The sequence below is a fragment of the Stenotrophomonas sp. 610A2 genome, assembly GCF_030549615.1.
GTDB lineage: Bacteria > Pseudomonadota > Gammaproteobacteria > Xanthomonadales > Xanthomonadaceae > Stenotrophomonas > Stenotrophomonas pigmentata.
On the sequence record NZ_CP130832.1, the window covers coordinates 111,842 to 127,659 of the forward strand.

The 15,818-nt window shown below is 64.8% G+C and carries 13 protein-coding genes; 10 read left to right on the plus strand and 3 right to left on the minus strand.

Annotated features, from left to right (window positions below; translation table 11 throughout):
- Positions 1 to 123 precede the first annotated feature (123 nt).
- Both Q5Z11_RS00465 and Q5Z11_RS00470 read left to right on the plus strand, forming a co-directional pair.
- Positions 124 to 1,032, plus strand: coding sequence for a recombination-associated protein RdgC (locus Q5Z11_RS00465; RefSeq protein WP_303748204.1), 909 nt, complete (start codon positions 124 to 126; stop codon positions 1,030 to 1,032).
- 53 nt (positions 1,033 to 1,085) lie between these two features.
- Positions 1,086 to 1,877 (plus strand): M48 family metallopeptidase, encoded by a 792-nt coding sequence (locus tag Q5Z11_RS00470; RefSeq protein ID WP_303748205.1) that lies wholly within the window; start codon positions 1,086 to 1,088, stop codon positions 1,875 to 1,877.
- A 686-nt stretch (positions 1,878 to 2,563) separates the two neighbouring features.
- Here Q5Z11_RS00470 and Q5Z11_RS00475 read toward each other — a convergent pair.
- The 3 genes from Q5Z11_RS00475 to hemH form a co-directional block, all read right to left on the minus strand.
- Positions 2,564 to 4,720, minus strand: a complete 2,157-nt coding sequence (locus Q5Z11_RS00475; protein WP_303748206.1) for a methyl-accepting chemotaxis protein — start codon at positions 4,718 to 4,720, stop codon at positions 2,564 to 2,566.
- Between the two features lie 393 nt (positions 4,721 to 5,113).
- On the minus strand, positions 5,114 to 5,977 hold the full coding sequence (locus Q5Z11_RS00480; RefSeq protein ID WP_303748207.1) for an alpha/beta fold hydrolase: 864 nt from the start codon (positions 5,975 to 5,977) through the stop codon (positions 5,114 to 5,116).
- Positions 5,974 to 6,936, minus strand: coding sequence for a ferrochelatase (hemH, locus tag Q5Z11_RS00485; RefSeq protein ID WP_303748208.1), 963 nt, complete (start codon positions 6,934 to 6,936; stop codon positions 5,974 to 5,976). The genes Q5Z11_RS00480 and hemH overlap by 4 nt, the downstream gene beginning before the upstream one ends.
- Positions 6,937 to 7,144: 208 nt before the next feature.
- Here hemH and Q5Z11_RS00490 point away from each other — a divergent pair, with 208 nt between their 5' ends.
- The 8 genes from Q5Z11_RS00490 to Q5Z11_RS00525 all read left to right on the plus strand — a co-directional run bounded on the left by Q5Z11_RS00490 (position 7,145) and on the right by Q5Z11_RS00525 (position 15,773).
- The gene (locus Q5Z11_RS00490) at positions 7,145 to 8,050 is read left to right on the plus strand and encodes a lipid-binding SYLF domain-containing protein (RefSeq protein WP_303748209.1); all 906 of its coding nucleotides are present in this window, start codon (positions 7,145 to 7,147) and stop codon (positions 8,048 to 8,050) included.
- 74 nt (positions 8,051 to 8,124) lie between these two features.
- Positions 8,125 to 8,352 carry a Sec-independent protein translocase subunit TatA gene (tatA, locus tag Q5Z11_RS00495; RefSeq protein WP_303748210.1) on the plus strand — a complete coding sequence of 76 codons (228 nt, stop codon included), beginning with the start codon at positions 8,125 to 8,127 and terminating at the stop codon, positions 8,350 to 8,352.
- A 15-nt stretch (positions 8,353 to 8,367) separates the two neighbouring features.
- Positions 8,368 to 8,910 (plus strand): Sec-independent protein translocase protein TatB, encoded by a 543-nt coding sequence (gene tatB, locus Q5Z11_RS00500; RefSeq protein ID WP_303748211.1) that lies wholly within the window; start codon positions 8,368 to 8,370, stop codon positions 8,908 to 8,910.
- Entirely contained in the window at positions 8,907 to 9,653 is a 747-nt protein-coding gene (gene tatC / locus Q5Z11_RS00505; RefSeq protein ID WP_303748212.1) for a twin-arginine translocase subunit TatC, read from the plus strand. Before tatB ends, tatC begins: the two co-directional genes overlap by 4 nt.
- 99 nt (positions 9,654 to 9,752) lie before the next feature.
- Entirely contained in the window at positions 9,753 to 13,355 is a 3,603-nt protein-coding gene (locus Q5Z11_RS00510) for a response regulator (RefSeq protein WP_303748213.1), read from the plus strand.
- The gene (locus Q5Z11_RS00515) at positions 13,340 to 14,206 is read left to right on the plus strand and encodes a CheR family methyltransferase (protein ID WP_303748214.1); all 867 of its coding nucleotides are present in this window, start codon (positions 13,340 to 13,342) and stop codon (positions 14,204 to 14,206) included. Before Q5Z11_RS00510 ends, Q5Z11_RS00515 begins: the two co-directional genes overlap by 16 nt.
- Positions 14,203 to 14,784 (plus strand): chemotaxis protein CheB, encoded by a 582-nt coding sequence (locus tag Q5Z11_RS00520; RefSeq protein ID WP_303748215.1) that lies wholly within the window; start codon positions 14,203 to 14,205, stop codon positions 14,782 to 14,784. The genes Q5Z11_RS00515 and Q5Z11_RS00520 overlap by 4 nt, the downstream gene beginning before the upstream one ends.
- Positions 14,775 to 15,773 (plus strand): diguanylate cyclase domain-containing protein, encoded by a 999-nt coding sequence (locus tag Q5Z11_RS00525; protein WP_303748216.1) that lies wholly within the window; start codon positions 14,775 to 14,777, stop codon positions 15,771 to 15,773. Before Q5Z11_RS00520 ends, Q5Z11_RS00525 begins: the two co-directional genes overlap by 10 nt.
- Positions 15,774 to 15,818: the final 45 nt, after the last annotated feature.

Sequence of the window (15,818 nt, forward strand, 5' to 3'; positions counted from 1 at the left end):
GGTGGTCTGAAGCGAGTTAGTGCCCCGCTCATCTGCCGGCCTCCACGGCGGCAAGCTCTTCGGAGCAGTTTCTCCAACGAGGAGAAGCAAGCTCCTGAACCATGAATACGAAATAGGACATCCATGTTTTTCAAGAACCTCACGCTGTTCCGTTTCCCTACCTCCATTGATTTTTCCGAAGTCGACACGCTGCTGCCGCAGGTGGTGCTCAAGCCGGTTGGCGCGCTGGAAATGACCTCGCGCGGCTTCATCTCGCCGTTCGGTCGTGAAGAGAAGATCCAGTTCTCGCACCGCATCGGTGATGCGCTGTGGCTGACCGTCGGCGGTGAAGACAAGATCCTGCCCAGCGTGGTGGTCAACGATCTGCTGCAGCGCAAGCTGGAGGAGATCGAAGAGAAGGAAGGCCGCAAGCCCGGCGGCCGTGAGCGCAAGCGCCTGAAGGACGACCTGCTGCACGAGCTGCTGCCGCGCGCCTTCGTCAAGAGCTCGCGTACCGATGCCTTCCTCGACCTGCAGCACGGCTATGTCGCCGTCGACAGCTCCAGCCGCAAGACCGGCGAGAACGTGATGAGCGACATCCGCGGCATGCTCGGCAGCTTCCCGGCGATGCCGTTGAATGCCGAAGTCGCACCGCGCGCCATCCTGACCGCGTGGATTGCAGGCGAGCCGCTGCCCGAAGGCCTGAGCCTGGGCGAAGAATGCGAGATGAAGGACCCGGCCGAGGGTGGCGCGGTGGTCAAGTGCCAGCATCAGGAACTGCGCTGCGACGAGATCGACAAGCACCTGGATGCCGGCAAGCAGGTCACCAAGCTGGCGCTGATCTTCGAGGACAACCTGTCCTTCGTGCTCGGCGACGACCTGATCGTGCGCAAGTTGAAGTTCCTCGATGGCGCGCTGGACCAGCTCGAGCACATCGACGAGGAAGGTCGCCGTGCTGAACTGGACGCCCGCTTCGCCCTGCAGAGCGGCGAAATCCGCCGCCTGTTCCTGCTGTTGGAACAGGCATTCAAGCTGAGCAAGGCTGATAGCTGAACCCGTTGCTGACCTACCCGGTTTCGTAACCGGGTAGGGACTATGCTGGAGCCATGGTTAGTCTGTTCCGCCGCCTTGTTACACCTGCCGCGCCGGTGATCCAGCGCGACACGGTGCGCCTGCGCCTGGACGATGCCGAGATCGAAGTGCTGCGCGTGCGTGATCCGCGCGCACGTCGGCTCAAGCTCAGCGTGGACGAACGCGGAGCACGGCTGACCATGCCGCTGCGTGCAAGCCTGGTGTCCGGCGAGCGTTTCCTGCAGGCCAACCGGCAATGGTTGCAGCAGCAGCTGGCGCGGCTGGGCGGTGATGGTTTGCTGGCGCCGGCGCTGCGTCTGCGCGAACCCGGTGTGCTGCCGTTGCGCGGTGAGTTGTTGCCGGTGCAATGGCAGGAAGGGCGGTTTACCCGCATCGAGGCCGATGCGGGTGTAGTGACGATCCAGCTGCCGGCACGTGCAGGGGAACCGGCGTTGCGGCGCGCGCTGCGGGAGTTCTATGAAGTGCAGGTGCGGGCCGATGTTGGGCAGTGGCTGCCGCGCTATCTGCCGGGCCTGGCGCGGGCGCCGTCACGATTGCGGCCCAAGGTGATGTCCTCGCAGTGGGGTTCGCTGGCGCCGGACGGTTCGATGGCTTTGGATCTGGCGCTGGTATTGGCGCGACCGTCGGCGTTTGAGTACGTGCTGGTGCACGAATTGTGTCACTTGTTGCAGGCCAACCACTCGCCGGCGTTCTGGGCGGAAGTGGAAGCGCGTTTTCCCGAGTGGCGTGATGAGCGTGATTACCTGCGTGAGGAAGGCCGCAGGTTGAAGAGCACCTTGCATCAGCTGCTGCGCGCGCAGGGCTGAAGCCAAAGCAGGCCACTGTAGTGCCGAGCCATGCTCGGCAGGGGCCTTGCCGGCAAGATCAAAAGCGTCCCCTCATCCCAACCCTCGCTCCGCGCCCCGGCCCTTGCGCTGGCGCAAAGGCGTTCAACGGGCAGCGAACCTATGGTTCGCAAGCTGCCCTTCTCACCCCGCAAGCGGGAGAAGGGCTAAGGCAACGGTAACGGCAAAAACCAAAAGCCAAAGCAGGCCACTGTAGTGCCGAGCCATGCTCGGCAGGGGGCCTTGCCGGCAAGATCAAAAGCCTCCCCTCATCCCAACCCTCGCTCCGCGCCCCGGCCCTTGCGCTGGCGCAAAGGCGTTCAACGGGCAGCGAACCTATGGTTCGCAAGCTGCCCTTCTCACCCCGCAAGCGGGAGAAGGGCTAAGGCAACGGCAACGGCAACGGCAAAAGCAACGGCAAGAGCAACGGCAAGAGCCAAGAGCCAAGAGCCAAGAGCACCCCTCCCCAACCCTCCCCTTGCCTGAGGCAAAGGGAGGGAGAACAGCAGGTGCTGCAGGCATCGAGAGGGCCGCCAAGTGCACGATCCGTCCCCTCCCTTTGCCGTAGGCAAGGGGAGGGCTAGGGAGGGGTGCTTCTGCTTTGCTTTTGCTTCTGTGTTTACGTCTGTTTTTCTGCAACAACCGCAACAGCAACAGCAACAGCAACCTCACCCAACCCGGCGTATCACCTCAGCCCCACCACCAGCCGAATAACGAAACACCGAAACCGCCTCCGCCAACGCATTCGCCTGCTGCTCCATCGAACGCGCAGCCGCACTGGCCTCCTCAACCAGGGCAGCATTCTGCTGGGTGGTTTCATCCATCTGCACGACGGTGTGATTGACCTGTTCAATGCCGACTGACTGCTCCTGCGATGCCAAGGCAATCCGCGCGACGATATCGCTGACCTGCTGCACCGAGTCGACGATCTCACCCATGGTGCTGCCCGCCTGCGCAACCAGCGCGGCGCCATCATCGACCTTGCTCATCGAGTCGCCAATCAGCTCCTTGATCTCGCGTGCGGCGGTTGCCGAGCGCTGCGCCAGGCTGCGCACTTCCGAGGCCACTACTGCGAAGCCGCGGCCCTGGTCACCGGCACGCGCGGCTTCCACTGCCGCATTCAAAGCGAGGATGTTGGTCTGGAAGGCGATGCCATCGATCACGCCGATGATCTCGGCAATGCGCTTGGACGAGAGCTCGATCGCGCGCATCGTCGCCACCACCTGCCCAACCACATCGCCGCCGCGTGCGGCGACATCAGCCGCACCCACTGCCAGCTGATTGGCCTGGCGGGCCGAGGCCGCGTTCTCACGAACGGTCGACGTCAGCTCCTCCATCGATGCTGCGGTTTCTTCCAGGTTGGCGGCCTGCTGCTCGGTGCGGCGCGATAGATCGTCATTGCCAGCCGCCAGCTCGTGCGCGGCGCTGTTGATCGCCAACGAGCACTGTTTGATCTGGCCGACAATGCCGGTCAGGCGTTCGGCGGTGAGGTTGGCATCGATCTTCATCGCCTCGAAGTCGCCTGCGTAGTCACCTTGGACGCGGTGGTCCAGGTCACCGGCGGCCAATGCGGACAGCATCGTGCGCAGTTCACCGGTGGTGGTGGCTACCACTTCCAGCAACTGGTTGATGCCGGTGGTAAGTGTCTGGATGAAGCCGGCCTCGCTTACAGACTGCAAGCGCTGGTCGAGTGCGCCGGCCGAGGCGGCGGCGACGATGTCGGCCACGCTGTTTTCCAGCAGCAGCTCCTGGGTGCGGTCGTGCCATTCCACCGCGAAGCCGCTGCGGCTGCCGTCGGTGTTGAATACCGGTGTCACCACCTGGCTGAAGTGCACCGGGCCGATCCTGATCTGGCCGTTGTGCACCTTCTGCAGCTGATCCAGCATGCCGCGGATGCGCTCCGGATTGGCGTGGAAGCGATGGATGCTGCTGCCGACCAGGGTGTCGACGTTGAAGTCCGGGAAGGCTTTGCGCAGTGTTTCCTGCTGGTTGCGCAGCAGCGCGACCACCGAGCGGTTCACGTAGCGGATGATGTGCTCGTTGTCGGCGATCATCATGCCGGTGCGCGATGCATCCAGCGATGCGCGGATCTGGCTGTTCTCGTGATGCAGCGCTGCGTCCTGCTGCTGCCTTTGTGCGAGCTTGGCGCGCATCTGGAGCACGCTATCGGCAAGGCTGCCGGCCGCGACGCGGTGAACGTCGCCGATGGCGTCGCTTTCTTCGCCGTTGGCAATTGCATCAAGCATCGTGCGCAGCCGCGCGGGTGCCGCGCCAAGGGCGAGAATCTGGCGGTGCAGCTGCACTGCCATCACGCTGATGAAGGCTGCCTCCACCACGACATACAGGATATGCAGCATCACCATATCGAAGCCGCTGCCCTGTGCGAAGGCGCGCACCGGCAGCCCGCGTGCCTGCAGCCAATGGAAGACCAGGTGATGGACGCTGATGGCTGCGGCGGCGACCACCACTGGTACCCAATCGCGGTAGTACAGCAGCAACGCGAGTACGACGAACACGCCAAAGTGCGCTTGCGCAGCGCCACCGGCCTGCTGGATGGTGGCGGCGACCAATGCCATCAACGCCAAGGCAACGGTTACCCGGCTGCGCAGGCTGCCCGGCGCCAGTTTGATCTGCACCGCCATCACAACCAGCGCAGGCACGCTGACGGCGAGCAACGGCAGCCATTGGCCCGACCACACTGCCAGCGTCAATGACGCCAGGCCGAGGATCAGGCCGAAGTACAGGAACAGGCGGTCCGCCGCGCAGGCCAGCTGCGTGTAATAGGCATCGGGAGGTTGCAGCGTGGTATGGCGACGGGTGGACATCGGGAACTCCTGTTCAACAGGAACAGCGGGGAAGGGAAAAGGAAAGCAAGCGTTGCAGGCAGACGCAGGCGGGTGCGTTCATCCGGATCGTCTGCGGTGTGTCGATCGCGGGCTGCCGTGGCTGCGTGCACAGCCCCTCCAATAGCGCGGCCCTCGTCGACACCTCAGCAGCGTGCGCTGGCTGGGCGAGACGAGTCATGGTCCAACCCATACAGGCGAGCAGGACCAGCCCGGGGATGACAGCGGGCCGTAGGGCAGGGCGGGGGAGCATGCGATGGTGGGGCGCGCAGCGCCCGTTGCGGGGCTGCGGGACATCTTCTCGATTACGGCAATACCTGCGTTATCGGCCGCCGCGGGTACTACTGAACCCGAACTCGAAACTATCGGGTCTTCTCAGCCAGCGTCGGGCAAGGCCGCGATGAAGTCGCGGATGATCGCAGCGACTGCTTCCGGGTCGTCCATGTGCACATGATGGTGGCCGGGCAGGGTGTGCAGGCGGCCATCGGGCAGCAGTGCGGCGCGTTGGCTGCGTTCCGGCTCCGGGAAATAGGCCTGCGCCGGCGTGGCGTAGATCACCTGCACCGGGCACAGGATAGCGCTGACCACATCGCAGACCTGTTCTTCGGTCATGCGTACCGCAGTGGGCAGCATCAGGCGCGGATCGCTGCGCCAGCTCCAGCCGCCCTCGACGGGTTTGACCCCGCGTTCGATCAACAGGCGCGCCGAGGCCTCGCTGAGCTGGTTGACCATCATCCGTGCGCGTACCGGCGCGCTCAGGTCGGGGAATACCCGCAGCTGCTTGGCGTCCAGCTTCAGCATCGCCTCCACATAAGTACGCAGGCGCTGCACGGTCTCACCGGCCGGGGCGGTCAGTCCGCCCAGTGCCTCGATCGACACCAATGCCTGCACGCGCTCACCGGCCACGGCGGCGATCAGGCTGGCAATCGCCGCGCCCATTGAATGGCCGAGCAATACGAAACGGTCCCAGCCCAACGCATCGGCGATGGCCAGGGTCTGCACGATGGCGTGCGGCGTGGTGTACGGCGTGGTCAGCGGCAGGTGGTCGCTATAACCATGACCGGGCAGGTCGACCATTGCCAGGTCCAGCGTCGGCAGCTGTGCGGCCAGCGGCAGGAAGCTGGCCGCGTTGTCGAGCCAGCCATGCAGGGCGAGGACTTTCAGACCATCCGGATTGCCTGCGCGCAGGCCGGCGACGCGGATGCCATCAAGTTGCAGTTCAAACGGCGTTGCATTCATGCCGGTTGCGCCGCCGCCAATGCTGCCAACGCGCTGGCGTGGGCGGTGCTGTCGTTGAGGCAGGGGATATAACGCATGCGTGCGCCACGTGCGGCCAGGGTTTCGGTGAAACCCATCTGCACCTCTTCCAGGGTTTCCAGGCAGTCGGTGGCAAAGCCCGGGCAGACCACGTCCAGCGTCTTGATGCCGCTTTCGGCCAGTTCCCAAAGCCGCGGCTCGGCGTAGGGCTGCAGCCAGCGTTCGCGGCCGAATCGCGATTGGTAGGCAAGTTCCCATTCGTCGTTGGCCAGGCCGAGGGCTGCGGCAATGGCCTTGGCACTGGCTTCGCAACGCTGCGGATAGGGGTCGCCGGCATCGGCCAGGCGCTGCGGGATGCCGTGGAAGGAGAACACCAGCTTGCCGCCGCGGCCATGTTCGGCCCAGTAATCGGCAATGGAGGCGGCGACTGCGGCAACCCAGGCCGGGTCATCGGCGTAGTCGCGGATGATCTGCACCGTCACCTTGGGGTTGCGTGCCTGCCATTGCTGCACGCGGTCTTCGATGGAGGCGGTGGTGGTGGTCGAGTACTGCGGATACAGCGGCAGCACCACGATCCGCTGCACGCCTTCGGCAGCCAGGGAATCAAGCGCCGACAGCATGGTCGGTTCGCCGTAGCGCATGGCTTCGCGCACCCGCCATTGCGGCAGCTGCTGCTGCATGGCCTTGGCCAGGCGATGTGTGTAGACCGCCAGCGGCGAGCCTTCGGGCAGCCACACCTGCGCGTACTTGTGTGCCGAGCGACCGCTGCGCAGCGGCAGGATCAGCCCATGCAGCAGCGGCTTCCAGAGGAAAGCCGGGATCGAGACCACGCGTGGGTCGCTGAGGAATTCCGCCAGATAGCGCCGCACCGCGGGAGCAGTGGGGGTTTCGGGCGTGCCTAGATTGACCGCGAGCAACGCGGTGGAGGGGGCGTTGGACATCCGGCCATTTTCGCAGGTATGGGCGGAGAAGGGAGCGCTGCGGGTTTGGTGTAGTGCCGAGCCATGCTCGGCAGAAGCTTTACTAGTAACGCCCCTGCCGAGCATGGCTCGGCACTACAGACGCTCCCGCTCACCACCTATTCATAGCCGCGCTACTAATTTCAGGCACTTGCGCTATCTTTCTATGCATCGACCTACGGAGTTACCCATGCGCCGCCTGCCGTGCCTCGTTCTGCTGCTGTCCGCGAGCCTGTTGTCCGCCACTGCTGTCGCTGGTCCGCAGGAAGATCAACGTGCCCGCAATGCGGTGCGTGTCCTCAATGAAATCCAGGACATCCCCGAGCAGGCGATTCCGGACAAGTTGCTGGATGAAGGCCGCGCCATCATCGTCATTCCGGACACGATCAAGGCCGGCCTGGTGCTGGGCGGACGACGCGGCCATGGCCTGATGTCGGTGAAAACGGCAGATGGCAGCTGGTCCAACCCCGTATTCATCAAGCTCACCGGCGGCAGCATCGGCTTCCAGGCCGGGGTGCAGTCTTCGGACGTGATCCTGGTGTTCCGCAATGACCGCAGCCTGGACAACATCGTCAACGGCAAGTTCACCCTCGGCGCAGATGCCGGCGTCGCTGCTGGCCCGGTTGGCCGCAGCGCTGCCGCCGCCACCGATGGCCAGCTGAAGGCTGAGATCTGGTCGTGGTCGCGTGCCCGCGGCCTGTTTGCTGGCGTGGCGCTGGATGGCGCGGCACTGCAGATCGACGATGCCGCCAACCTGGACGCCTACGGCCAGAACACCACGCCGCGGATGATCCTGGAGGGTCGCCTGAATACTGCGCCGTCGTCGGACGTGGTGTCCTTCCGTGATCGTCTGGAAGAGTCCACCTACGCCGCGCGTGAAAAGCGCGGCACCCAGGGCAGCGCCGCTCCGCTGGCTTCGGCCGCACCGCGCAGCAATGCGGTAAGCGTGCAGGCACCGGCCAACAACGCCACCGGCAGCGACACCGCGACCACCGCACCGTTGCAGCAGGCGACGACTGAACCGGCACCGCAGCAGGGTTTCCAGCCGGTTTCCGAGGGCGAAATCCGCACCGAAAGCCTGGACGGCGGCAACTGACCTTTGGCATAGCGATCAGCTAATACCTAGTGCGCTATGCTCAACAACCTACACACAGATAACGCGAGCAGATCATGGGCAGTTTCAGCATCTGGCACTGGTTGGTCGTGCTGGTCATCGTGCTGCTGGTGTTTGGCACCAAGCGGTTGACGAGCGGCGCCAAGGATCTGGGCAGTGCGGTCAAAGAGTTCAAGAAGGGCATGCGTGACGAGGACAAGCCGGCTGCACAGCTGGGCGACGAATCGCGCGATGCCGACAAGAGCGCCGAGAAGCAGGCCGAGCACGACCGCGACGCGCGCTGATCCCGGGCGCACGACGTGTTTGATATCGGTTTCAGCGAACTGCTGCTGATCGCAGTGGTGGCCTTGGTGGTCCTCGGCCCGGAACGCCTGCCCAAGGCAGCGCGTTTCGCCGGGCTGTGGGTGCGGCGTGCCCGCAACCAGTGGGATTCGGTCAAGCAGGAACTCGAGCGTGAACTGCACGCCGAAGAGCTCAAGCGCAATCTGCAGGATGTACGCCAGTCGATGCAGCAGGCCGAGGCCGGGCTGCGCGACCAGGCCGATGTGGTGCGCAGCGAGGCCGATGCCTTCAAGCGTGAAGTGGAGCTGCCTGAATCGGCCGCCGAGCGGGTGATCGAGCCACGTCCCATCGAACCACGCCCGGTGTCCTCTGCCGAAACCCCGGAAGTGACGGCGCCGGCGACGGAGCAGCTGTCCCTGCTGGAACCCGGCCCCGCTGAACCGGCTGCCGTGCCTGCCAACGAGGCCGGCATCGATCCCACGTTCAACCGCAGCATTCCGCTGGCTGATGTACCCGCCGCGGCCGAGCCGGTACCGCCCAGCCAGGAGCGGACGCCATGAGCGCGGACTTCAACGAAAGCAGCCTGATCGAGCACCTGATCGAGCTGCGCTCGCGGGTGATGCGCGGGCTGGTGGGGTTGGGCGTCGTGCTGCTGGCGTTGATGCCGTTCTCACGCACCCTGTACACCCATCTGGCCACGCCGCTGATCTCGCAGCTGCCGGCCGGGCAGTCGATGATTGCCACCAATCCCGCCGGCGCCTTCTTCGCGCCGCTGAAACTGACCTTCTTCGCGGCCTTGTTCGTGGCGGTGCCATGGCTGCTGTACCAGGCCTGGGCCTTCGTCGCACCGGGCCTGTATGCCCGTGAAAAGCGTCTGGCGGTGCCGCTGCTGGCGTCGGCGGTGGCGCTGTTCTATATCGGCTGCGCATTCGCCTACTTCCTGGTGCTGCCGGCGGTATTCCACTTCCTGACCACGTTCCGGCCGGAAGTCATTGCCATCACCCCGGATGCCAGCGCCTACCTGGATTTCGTGCTGGCGATCTTCTTTGCCTTCGGTGCCAGCTTCGAGCTGCCGGTGGCGATGGTGATCCTGGTCCTGCTCGGCTGGGTCACGCCGCAGCAGCTGCGTGAAGGCCGCGGTTACGCGATCGTCGGTATCTTTGTGCTGGCGGCGGTGCTGACCCCGCCGGATGTGGTGTCGCAACTGATGCTGGCGATCCCCATGTGTTTCCTTTATGAGCTGGGCATACACGCGGCCCGTTGGCTGCAGCCGCGCGACCAGGGCAAGACGGCGGCGCCCTGATTCATCCGTAGCAGGCGGTTGTCAGCAATCTGCGCTATTTTTCACTGAAAAGAGGCCGCGCGGATTGGCAGGCGTGGTGGTATCCCGGGGGACACCTGCATGACGCAAAAGAAAGAGAGCTGGATCAACAATGTGCCGCTGCTCAGCAAGATGCTGGCGGCCTTTGGTTTGGTCTTCCTGTGCTTCCTGGCTACCAGCGTGGTCAGCTACCGCACCTCCGGACGCGACGACGATGCGCGCCGCCAAGAGGGTGTGCAGATCGAGGTGATACGCCAGGTCGAGGATGCGATCCAGGCCGTGCGCCTGCAGCAGATAGCGGTCCGCAACTACCTGCTGGGCGACGGTGAGCGTCATCTGGAAACCATGGCCCAGCAAGGCCGTCGCCGCGATTCGGCGCTGGCAGCGGCGCTGACCGCCGCCGGCACCGGACCGATGGCCGAGCGCCTGCGGCGCGCGCAGTTGCAGGCGCGTGACTGGGACAGCAATGTCGCCTCGGTGCTGCGCCCTGCGGCCTCGCCACTGCCGCTCACCCCGACCCAGCAGCTGCATGCGCTCAGCAATGCCGGCCAGGGCAATGGCCTGGCCGAAGCGCTGGATGAAGTCTACGAAACCGAAGTGACCCAACTGCTCAGCGATCGTGGCCAGATGAGTGACTGGATCGCCCGCGCGCACCAGATTTCGCTGGTGCTGCTGGTGCTGGGCTTCCTGATCATCGTTGGCACCTTGTGGATGATCTCGCGGCTGGTGGTGCACCCGATCAACCGCCTCACCGACAAGATGACGCGCCTGTCCAACGATGACCTGGACGTGGAGATCGACAACCTGCAGCGCAAGGATGAGATCGGCGAGATCGCGCGGGCGATGGAGGTGTTCCGGCGCAATTCGCTGGCCGCGCGCGACGCGAACTGGGTCAAGTTCGGTGTCGCCGAAGTAGGCGCCGAGTTGCAGACCGCGCAGACCCCGGACGACTACGCACAGGCGCTGGTATCGCAGATCGCGCCACGCATCGACGCGCCGATCGGCGTGTTCTTTGCCTGGGACGAGCGCGAGCAGAAGCTGCAACTGCAGGGCAGCTACGGTTTCCAGCGGCGCAAGCACCTCGGCCTGCAGTACGGGCTGGGCGACGGCCTGATCGGGCAGGCGGCGCTGGAGCGCAAGCGCATCAGCGTGCAGCAGGTGCCCGACGAATTCTTCGGCGTGCATTCGGCCCTGGGTGAGGCACAGCCGCGCCATCTGGTGGCGGTGCCACTGCTGCTCAAGGGTCGCCTGCTGGGTGTGTTCGAGTTCGGCACCTTTGGTCATTTCAGCGCCACCCAGGAAGCCTTCATCGACAGCGTGCTGCCGACCGTGGCGCTTGGTCTGGACAACATCCGCCGCGCCGACGAAACCCAACTGCTGCTGGACCACACCCGCGCCCAGGCCGAAGAGCTGCAGCGCTCGCAGCTGGCATTGCAGACGCAGGAAGAAGAACTGCGCGCCACCAACGAAGAATTGCAGGGCAAGACGGTGGAGCTGGAGGAACAGGCCCAGCGTCTGTCCGCTTCCGAGGAAGAGCTGCGCGTGCAGGCCGAGGAGCTGCAGGCCTCCAACGAAGAACTGCGGCAGAAGACCGAAGTGCTCAACGAACAGAAGGACGTGCTGCAGGTATTGCAGCGCGAGACCGAGTTCAAGGCGCAGGAACTGGCGCGCGCCAGCCAGTACAAGACCGACTTCCTGGCCAACATGTCGCATGAGCTGCGCACGCCGCTCAACAGCTTGCTGATCCTGTCCAAGGAGCTGGCCGAGAACGAGAGCGGCCACCTGGACGTGGAGGAAGTGGAGGCTGCGGCGGTCATCCACGACTCCGGTTCCAACCTGCTGCGCTTGATCAACGACATCCTCGACCTGTCCAAGATCGAGGCCGGCAAGATGGATGTGCATCGCGAAGAGGTGAAGATCGATGCGATCACCCGCGAGGTCACCCGCCACTTCCGCCATATGGCGATGGAGAACCGGCTGGAGTTCGCCATCGACGTCGATCCGTCGATGCCGGACGCGCTGATCACCGACCGCTCCAAGCTGCAGCAGGTGCTCAACAACCTGCTCGGCAACGCCTTCAAGTTCACCCGCGAAGGCTCGGTGACGCTGCGTGTGGCGCTGGCGGATACCGCGATGCTGACCCGCATCGGCGCCGCCGCCGACGAGCAGCACGTGGCATTGACCGTGCGCGATACCGGCATCGGTATTCCCGAAGATCGCCTGGACTCGATCTTCGAAGCCTTCGAGCAGGTCGATTCCAGCACCAGCCGCCATTACGGTGGCAGCGGCCTTGGCCTGGCGATCGCACGCCGCCTGGCGCAGTTGCTGGGCGGCCAGTTGGTGGTGGACAGCGAGCAGGGCAAGGGCAGCAGCTTCAGCCTGGTGTTGCCGCTGCTGTCGGCCGGCATCAACAGCGCCATGGCCGCGACCCAGGCCGCCATCGAGCAGCGGCCAGCACCCACGCCGGGGCCGGCACGTGTCGCCACCGCGCAGTTGATTGATTGGATTCCTGATGATCGCCACGCCATTGCCGCTGGCGAGACGGTGATCCTCACGGTGGAAGATGATCCGGCCTTCGCCCGCATCCTGGTCGACCTGATCCGCCGCAAGGGCCACCGCGCGCTTGCCGCCGCCGATGGCGAGAGTGGCCTGGAGCTGGCGCGTCGTTACCGCCCCACCGGCATCCTGCTGGACGTGATGCTGCCGGGCATGGACGGTTGGTCGGTGCTGCAGCACCTCAAGCATGACCCGGTCACCGCGGCCATCCCGGTGCACTTCATTTCCGCCGTGGACGAAGCGGCCAAGGGCGTTGCCCTGGGGGCCGTCGGTTACCTGACCAAGCCGGTGGATCGCAAGGCGCTGGTTACGGCCTTCGATCACCTGCTGGATGTGGCTGGCAAGATCGTGCGCAAGTTGCTGCTGGTGGACGACGACCCGGATTCGCGGCTGGCGCTCACCCGCCTGCTGCAGGCCGACAACGTCGAGATCGACCAGGTGGCTTCCGGCGAGGAAGCGCTGGAGCGTATCGCCACGCATAGCTACGACTGCATCGTGCTGGACCTCAACCTCGGCGGCATCTCCGGCATCGAGTTCCTGGAGAAAGCGGCAACGTTGGTGGCGGTGCCGCCGGTGGTGATCTATTCCGGCCAGGACCTGAGCCGCGAAGACAGCCTGAAGCTGCGCCAGTACACCGACAGCATCGTGATAAAGGGCCAGCGTTCGCCAGAACGCCTGCTCGATGAAGTGAGCCTGTTCCTGCACAGCATCGGATCGCGTGGCGCCAATGCCACGCCCGCCGATGACAACAACCTCGGTGGCCGCCAGGTGCTGCTGGTCGACGATGACATGCGCAATCTGTTTGCCCTGTCCAAGTCGCTGCGCGCGCGCGGGGTGAATGTGTCGATGGCGCAGGACGGCTACAAGGCACTGCAGCAGCTGCAGGAAAACCCGTCCATCGAGCTGGTGCTGATGGACATCATGATGCCGGGCATGGATGGCTACGAGACCACCCGCGAGATCCGCAAGCTGCCGCAATGGAGCAACCTGCCGATCATCGCCGTCACCGCCAAGGCGATGCACGGCGATCGCGACAAGTGCCTGGATGCAGGCGCCAATGACTACCTCACCAAACCGGTGGACCTGGACAAGCTGTTGTCGATGATGCGCGTATGGCTGCAAAAGTAGGGCCGCGCACGCTGCAGGCGCAGCGCGATGACATCGACGATATCGAGGTCGATGCCTTCGTCGCGGCGATGTCGCGCCGGCATGGCTATGACTTCACCGGTTACGCGCCGTCCTCGTTGAAGCGGCGCGTGCTGGCCTTGGCGCATGCATTGAACCTGCCCAACGTCAGCGAGCTGAGTGCACGCGTTCTGCGTGACGACGACATGGTGCCGCAGGTCATCGCCAAGTTGTCGGTGCCGGTGTCGGAGATGTTTCGCAACCCGGCGGTGTTCCGCAAGCTGCGTGACGAGGTGTTCCCGGTCCTGGCGTCATACCCGCAGATCAATATCTGGCAGGCCGGCTGCGCGCATGGGCAGGAGGTGTATTCGCTGGCCATCCTGCTGAAGGAAGCCGGGCTGTACGAGCGCTGCCAGATCTACGCCACCGACTTCAGCGATGAAGCCCTGGCCAAGGCGCAGGAAGGCATCTTCCCGATCCGCGATGCGCGGCTGTACTCGGAGAACTACCTGGCCGCCGGTGGCCGCCATACGCTGTCCGACTACTACCATGCCCGCTACGACTTCATGAAGCTGGACGAGCGGCTCAAGGAACGCGTCACCTTCGCCAACCACAACCTGGTCTGCGATGGCGTGTTCACCGAGGCCCAGCTGATCCTGTGCCGCAATGTGCTGATCTATTTCTCCGACGCATTGCAGGATCGGGTGCTGGGCCTGTTCCGCAACAGCCTGAGCCGCGGCGGCTTCCTCTGCCTGGGCAACCGCGAGTCGATCCGCTTCGCCCCCAGCGCCCGCGACTTCGTGCCGCTGGATGCCGAACTGCGGCTCTACCGCAACGCAGGTGGGCTCCTGTGAAAACCGCGTCCGGGCAGCCTCCACAGGCGGTAGTGGTGGGATGCTCGGCCGGCGGGCTGGCCGCCCTGCATCAGTTGCTGGGTGGACTGTCGGGGCCGTTGCCGGTGCCGATGGTGGTGGTCTGCCACAGCGGATCGGAGGATATGCGGGTGTTCTGCGAGCTGCTGGCCAGCCGCAGCGGCCTGCCGGTACAGGAGGCCGAGGAGCGCCAGCTGCCCGAGCCGGGGCGGGTCTATGTGGCCCCTTCCGGCTACCACCTGCTGATCGAACGCAACGGCCGTTTTGCCCTCAGCATCGACCCGCGGGTGGCGTTTTCACGCCCTTCCATCGATGTTCTGTTTGAATCTGCAGCCGAGGTCTGGCGCGAGCAGGTAGTGGCGGTGTTGATGACCGGGGCGAATTCCGATGGTGCAGATGGCTGCGCGCGGATACGGCGCTCCGGTGGCACGCTGATTGTTCAGGATCCGGAAACGGCACAAGTGGCTATGATGCCCGCGGCTGCACTGGAGCGCGCCGGCGCCGACTACTGCCTGCCGTTAGCCGAAATTCCCTTTTTGCTGGAAGCAATATGCTCGTGACCAAGCCGGCCGTAGTACAGCGGCCCAAGATTCTGGCCGTGGATGACAACCCCGCCAACCTGCTGGTGATCCGCAGGGTGTTGGCCAAGCTCGACGTGGAAGTGGTCGAGGCGGCCTCGGGCAACGATGCGCTGAAGGCCACGTTGGACGATGAGTTCGCGCTGGTGCTGCTCGACGTCTACATGCCGGACATCAACGGCTTTGAAGTGGCCGAGATCCTGTCGCAGGAAGAATCCACCCGCCAGACCCCGATCATCTTCGTCACCGCGACCTATGCCGACGACGTGCACCGGCTCAAGGGCTATGGTTTCGGCGCGGTCGACTACATGGCCAAGCCGCTGGAAGCCACCATGCTGCTGTCCAAGGTGCAGGTGTTCCTGGAGCTGTACCGGCACCGGGTGGCGCTGCGTGATGCGCTGAGCGAGCTGTCCGAGCGCAACCGCCAGCTGGAGATCGAAGTCGAGCAGCGCAAGCAGATGGAGCAGGAAATGCGTCATCTGGCCATGCACGACATGCTCACCGGCCTGCCCAACCGCGCCTTGTTCATGGACCGGCTGGAGAGCGCCCACCACCGCGCCCAGCGCCACGGTGGCATGTTCGCGCTGGTGTACGTGGACGTGGACCGCTTCAAGGCGGTCAACGACACCTGGGGCCACGGTGCCGGCGATGCGGTGTTGATCGAGCTGGCCACACGGCTGCGCGGCGCGCTGCGCGAGAACGACACCGTCGCCAGGCTCGGCGGTGACGAGTTCGCGCTGGTGCTGGAGGAGCTCGACGACATCAACGATGCCCATCGTCTGATGGAGCGGGTGAGCGAATCGCTGCTGGCACCCATGCACTACCAGCGCGACGGCGAGCAGCTCACCCTGAGCATCGGTGCCAGCATCGGCCTTGCCGCCTACCCCGCCGATGGCGCCGAAGTGGATGCCCTGCTGCACGCGGCCGACCAGGCCATGTACCTGACCAAGCGCAGCCGCGAAACCGTTTGAAACGAAAAGGCCGCGCATCTCTGCGCGGCCTCCTGGCAAGCGACG

Bases quoted from the DNA above. Each gene is read 5' to 3' on its own strand.
- Q5Z11_RS00475 (WP_303748206.1), bottom strand. From the start codon at position 4,720: ATGTCCACCCGTCGCCATACCACGCTGCAACCTCCCGATGCCTATTAC.
- Q5Z11_RS00525 (WP_303748216.1), top strand. From the start codon at position 14,775: ATGCTCGTGACCAAGCCGGCCGTAGTACAGCGGCCCAAGATTCTGGCC.
- Q5Z11_RS00515 (WP_303748214.1), top strand. From the start codon at position 13,340: ATGGCTGCAAAAGTAGGGCCGCGCACGCTGCAGGCGCAGCGCGATGAC.
- Q5Z11_RS00510 (WP_303748213.1), top strand. From the start codon at position 9,753: ATGACGCAAAAGAAAGAGAGCTGGATCAACAATGTGCCGCTGCTCAGC.
- tatA (WP_303748210.1), top strand. From the start codon at position 8,125: ATGGGCAGTTTCAGCATCTGGCACTGGTTGGTCGTGCTGGTCATCGTG.
- Q5Z11_RS00480 (WP_303748207.1), bottom strand. From the start codon at position 5,977: ATGAATGCAACGCCGTTTGAACTGCAACTTGATGGCATCCGCGTCGCC.
- Q5Z11_RS00465 (WP_303748204.1), top strand. From the start codon at position 124: ATGTTTTTCAAGAACCTCACGCTGTTCCGTTTCCCTACCTCCATTGAT.
- Q5Z11_RS00470 (WP_303748205.1), top strand. From the start codon at position 1,086: ATGGTTAGTCTGTTCCGCCGCCTTGTTACACCTGCCGCGCCGGTGATC.
- Q5Z11_RS00490 (WP_303748209.1), top strand. From the start codon at position 7,145: ATGCGCCGCCTGCCGTGCCTCGTTCTGCTGCTGTCCGCGAGCCTGTTG.
- hemH (WP_303748208.1), bottom strand. From the start codon at position 6,936: ATGTCCAACGCCCCCTCCACCGCGTTGCTCGCGGTCAATCTAGGCACG.
- tatC (WP_303748212.1), top strand. From the start codon at position 8,907: ATGAGCGCGGACTTCAACGAAAGCAGCCTGATCGAGCACCTGATCGAG.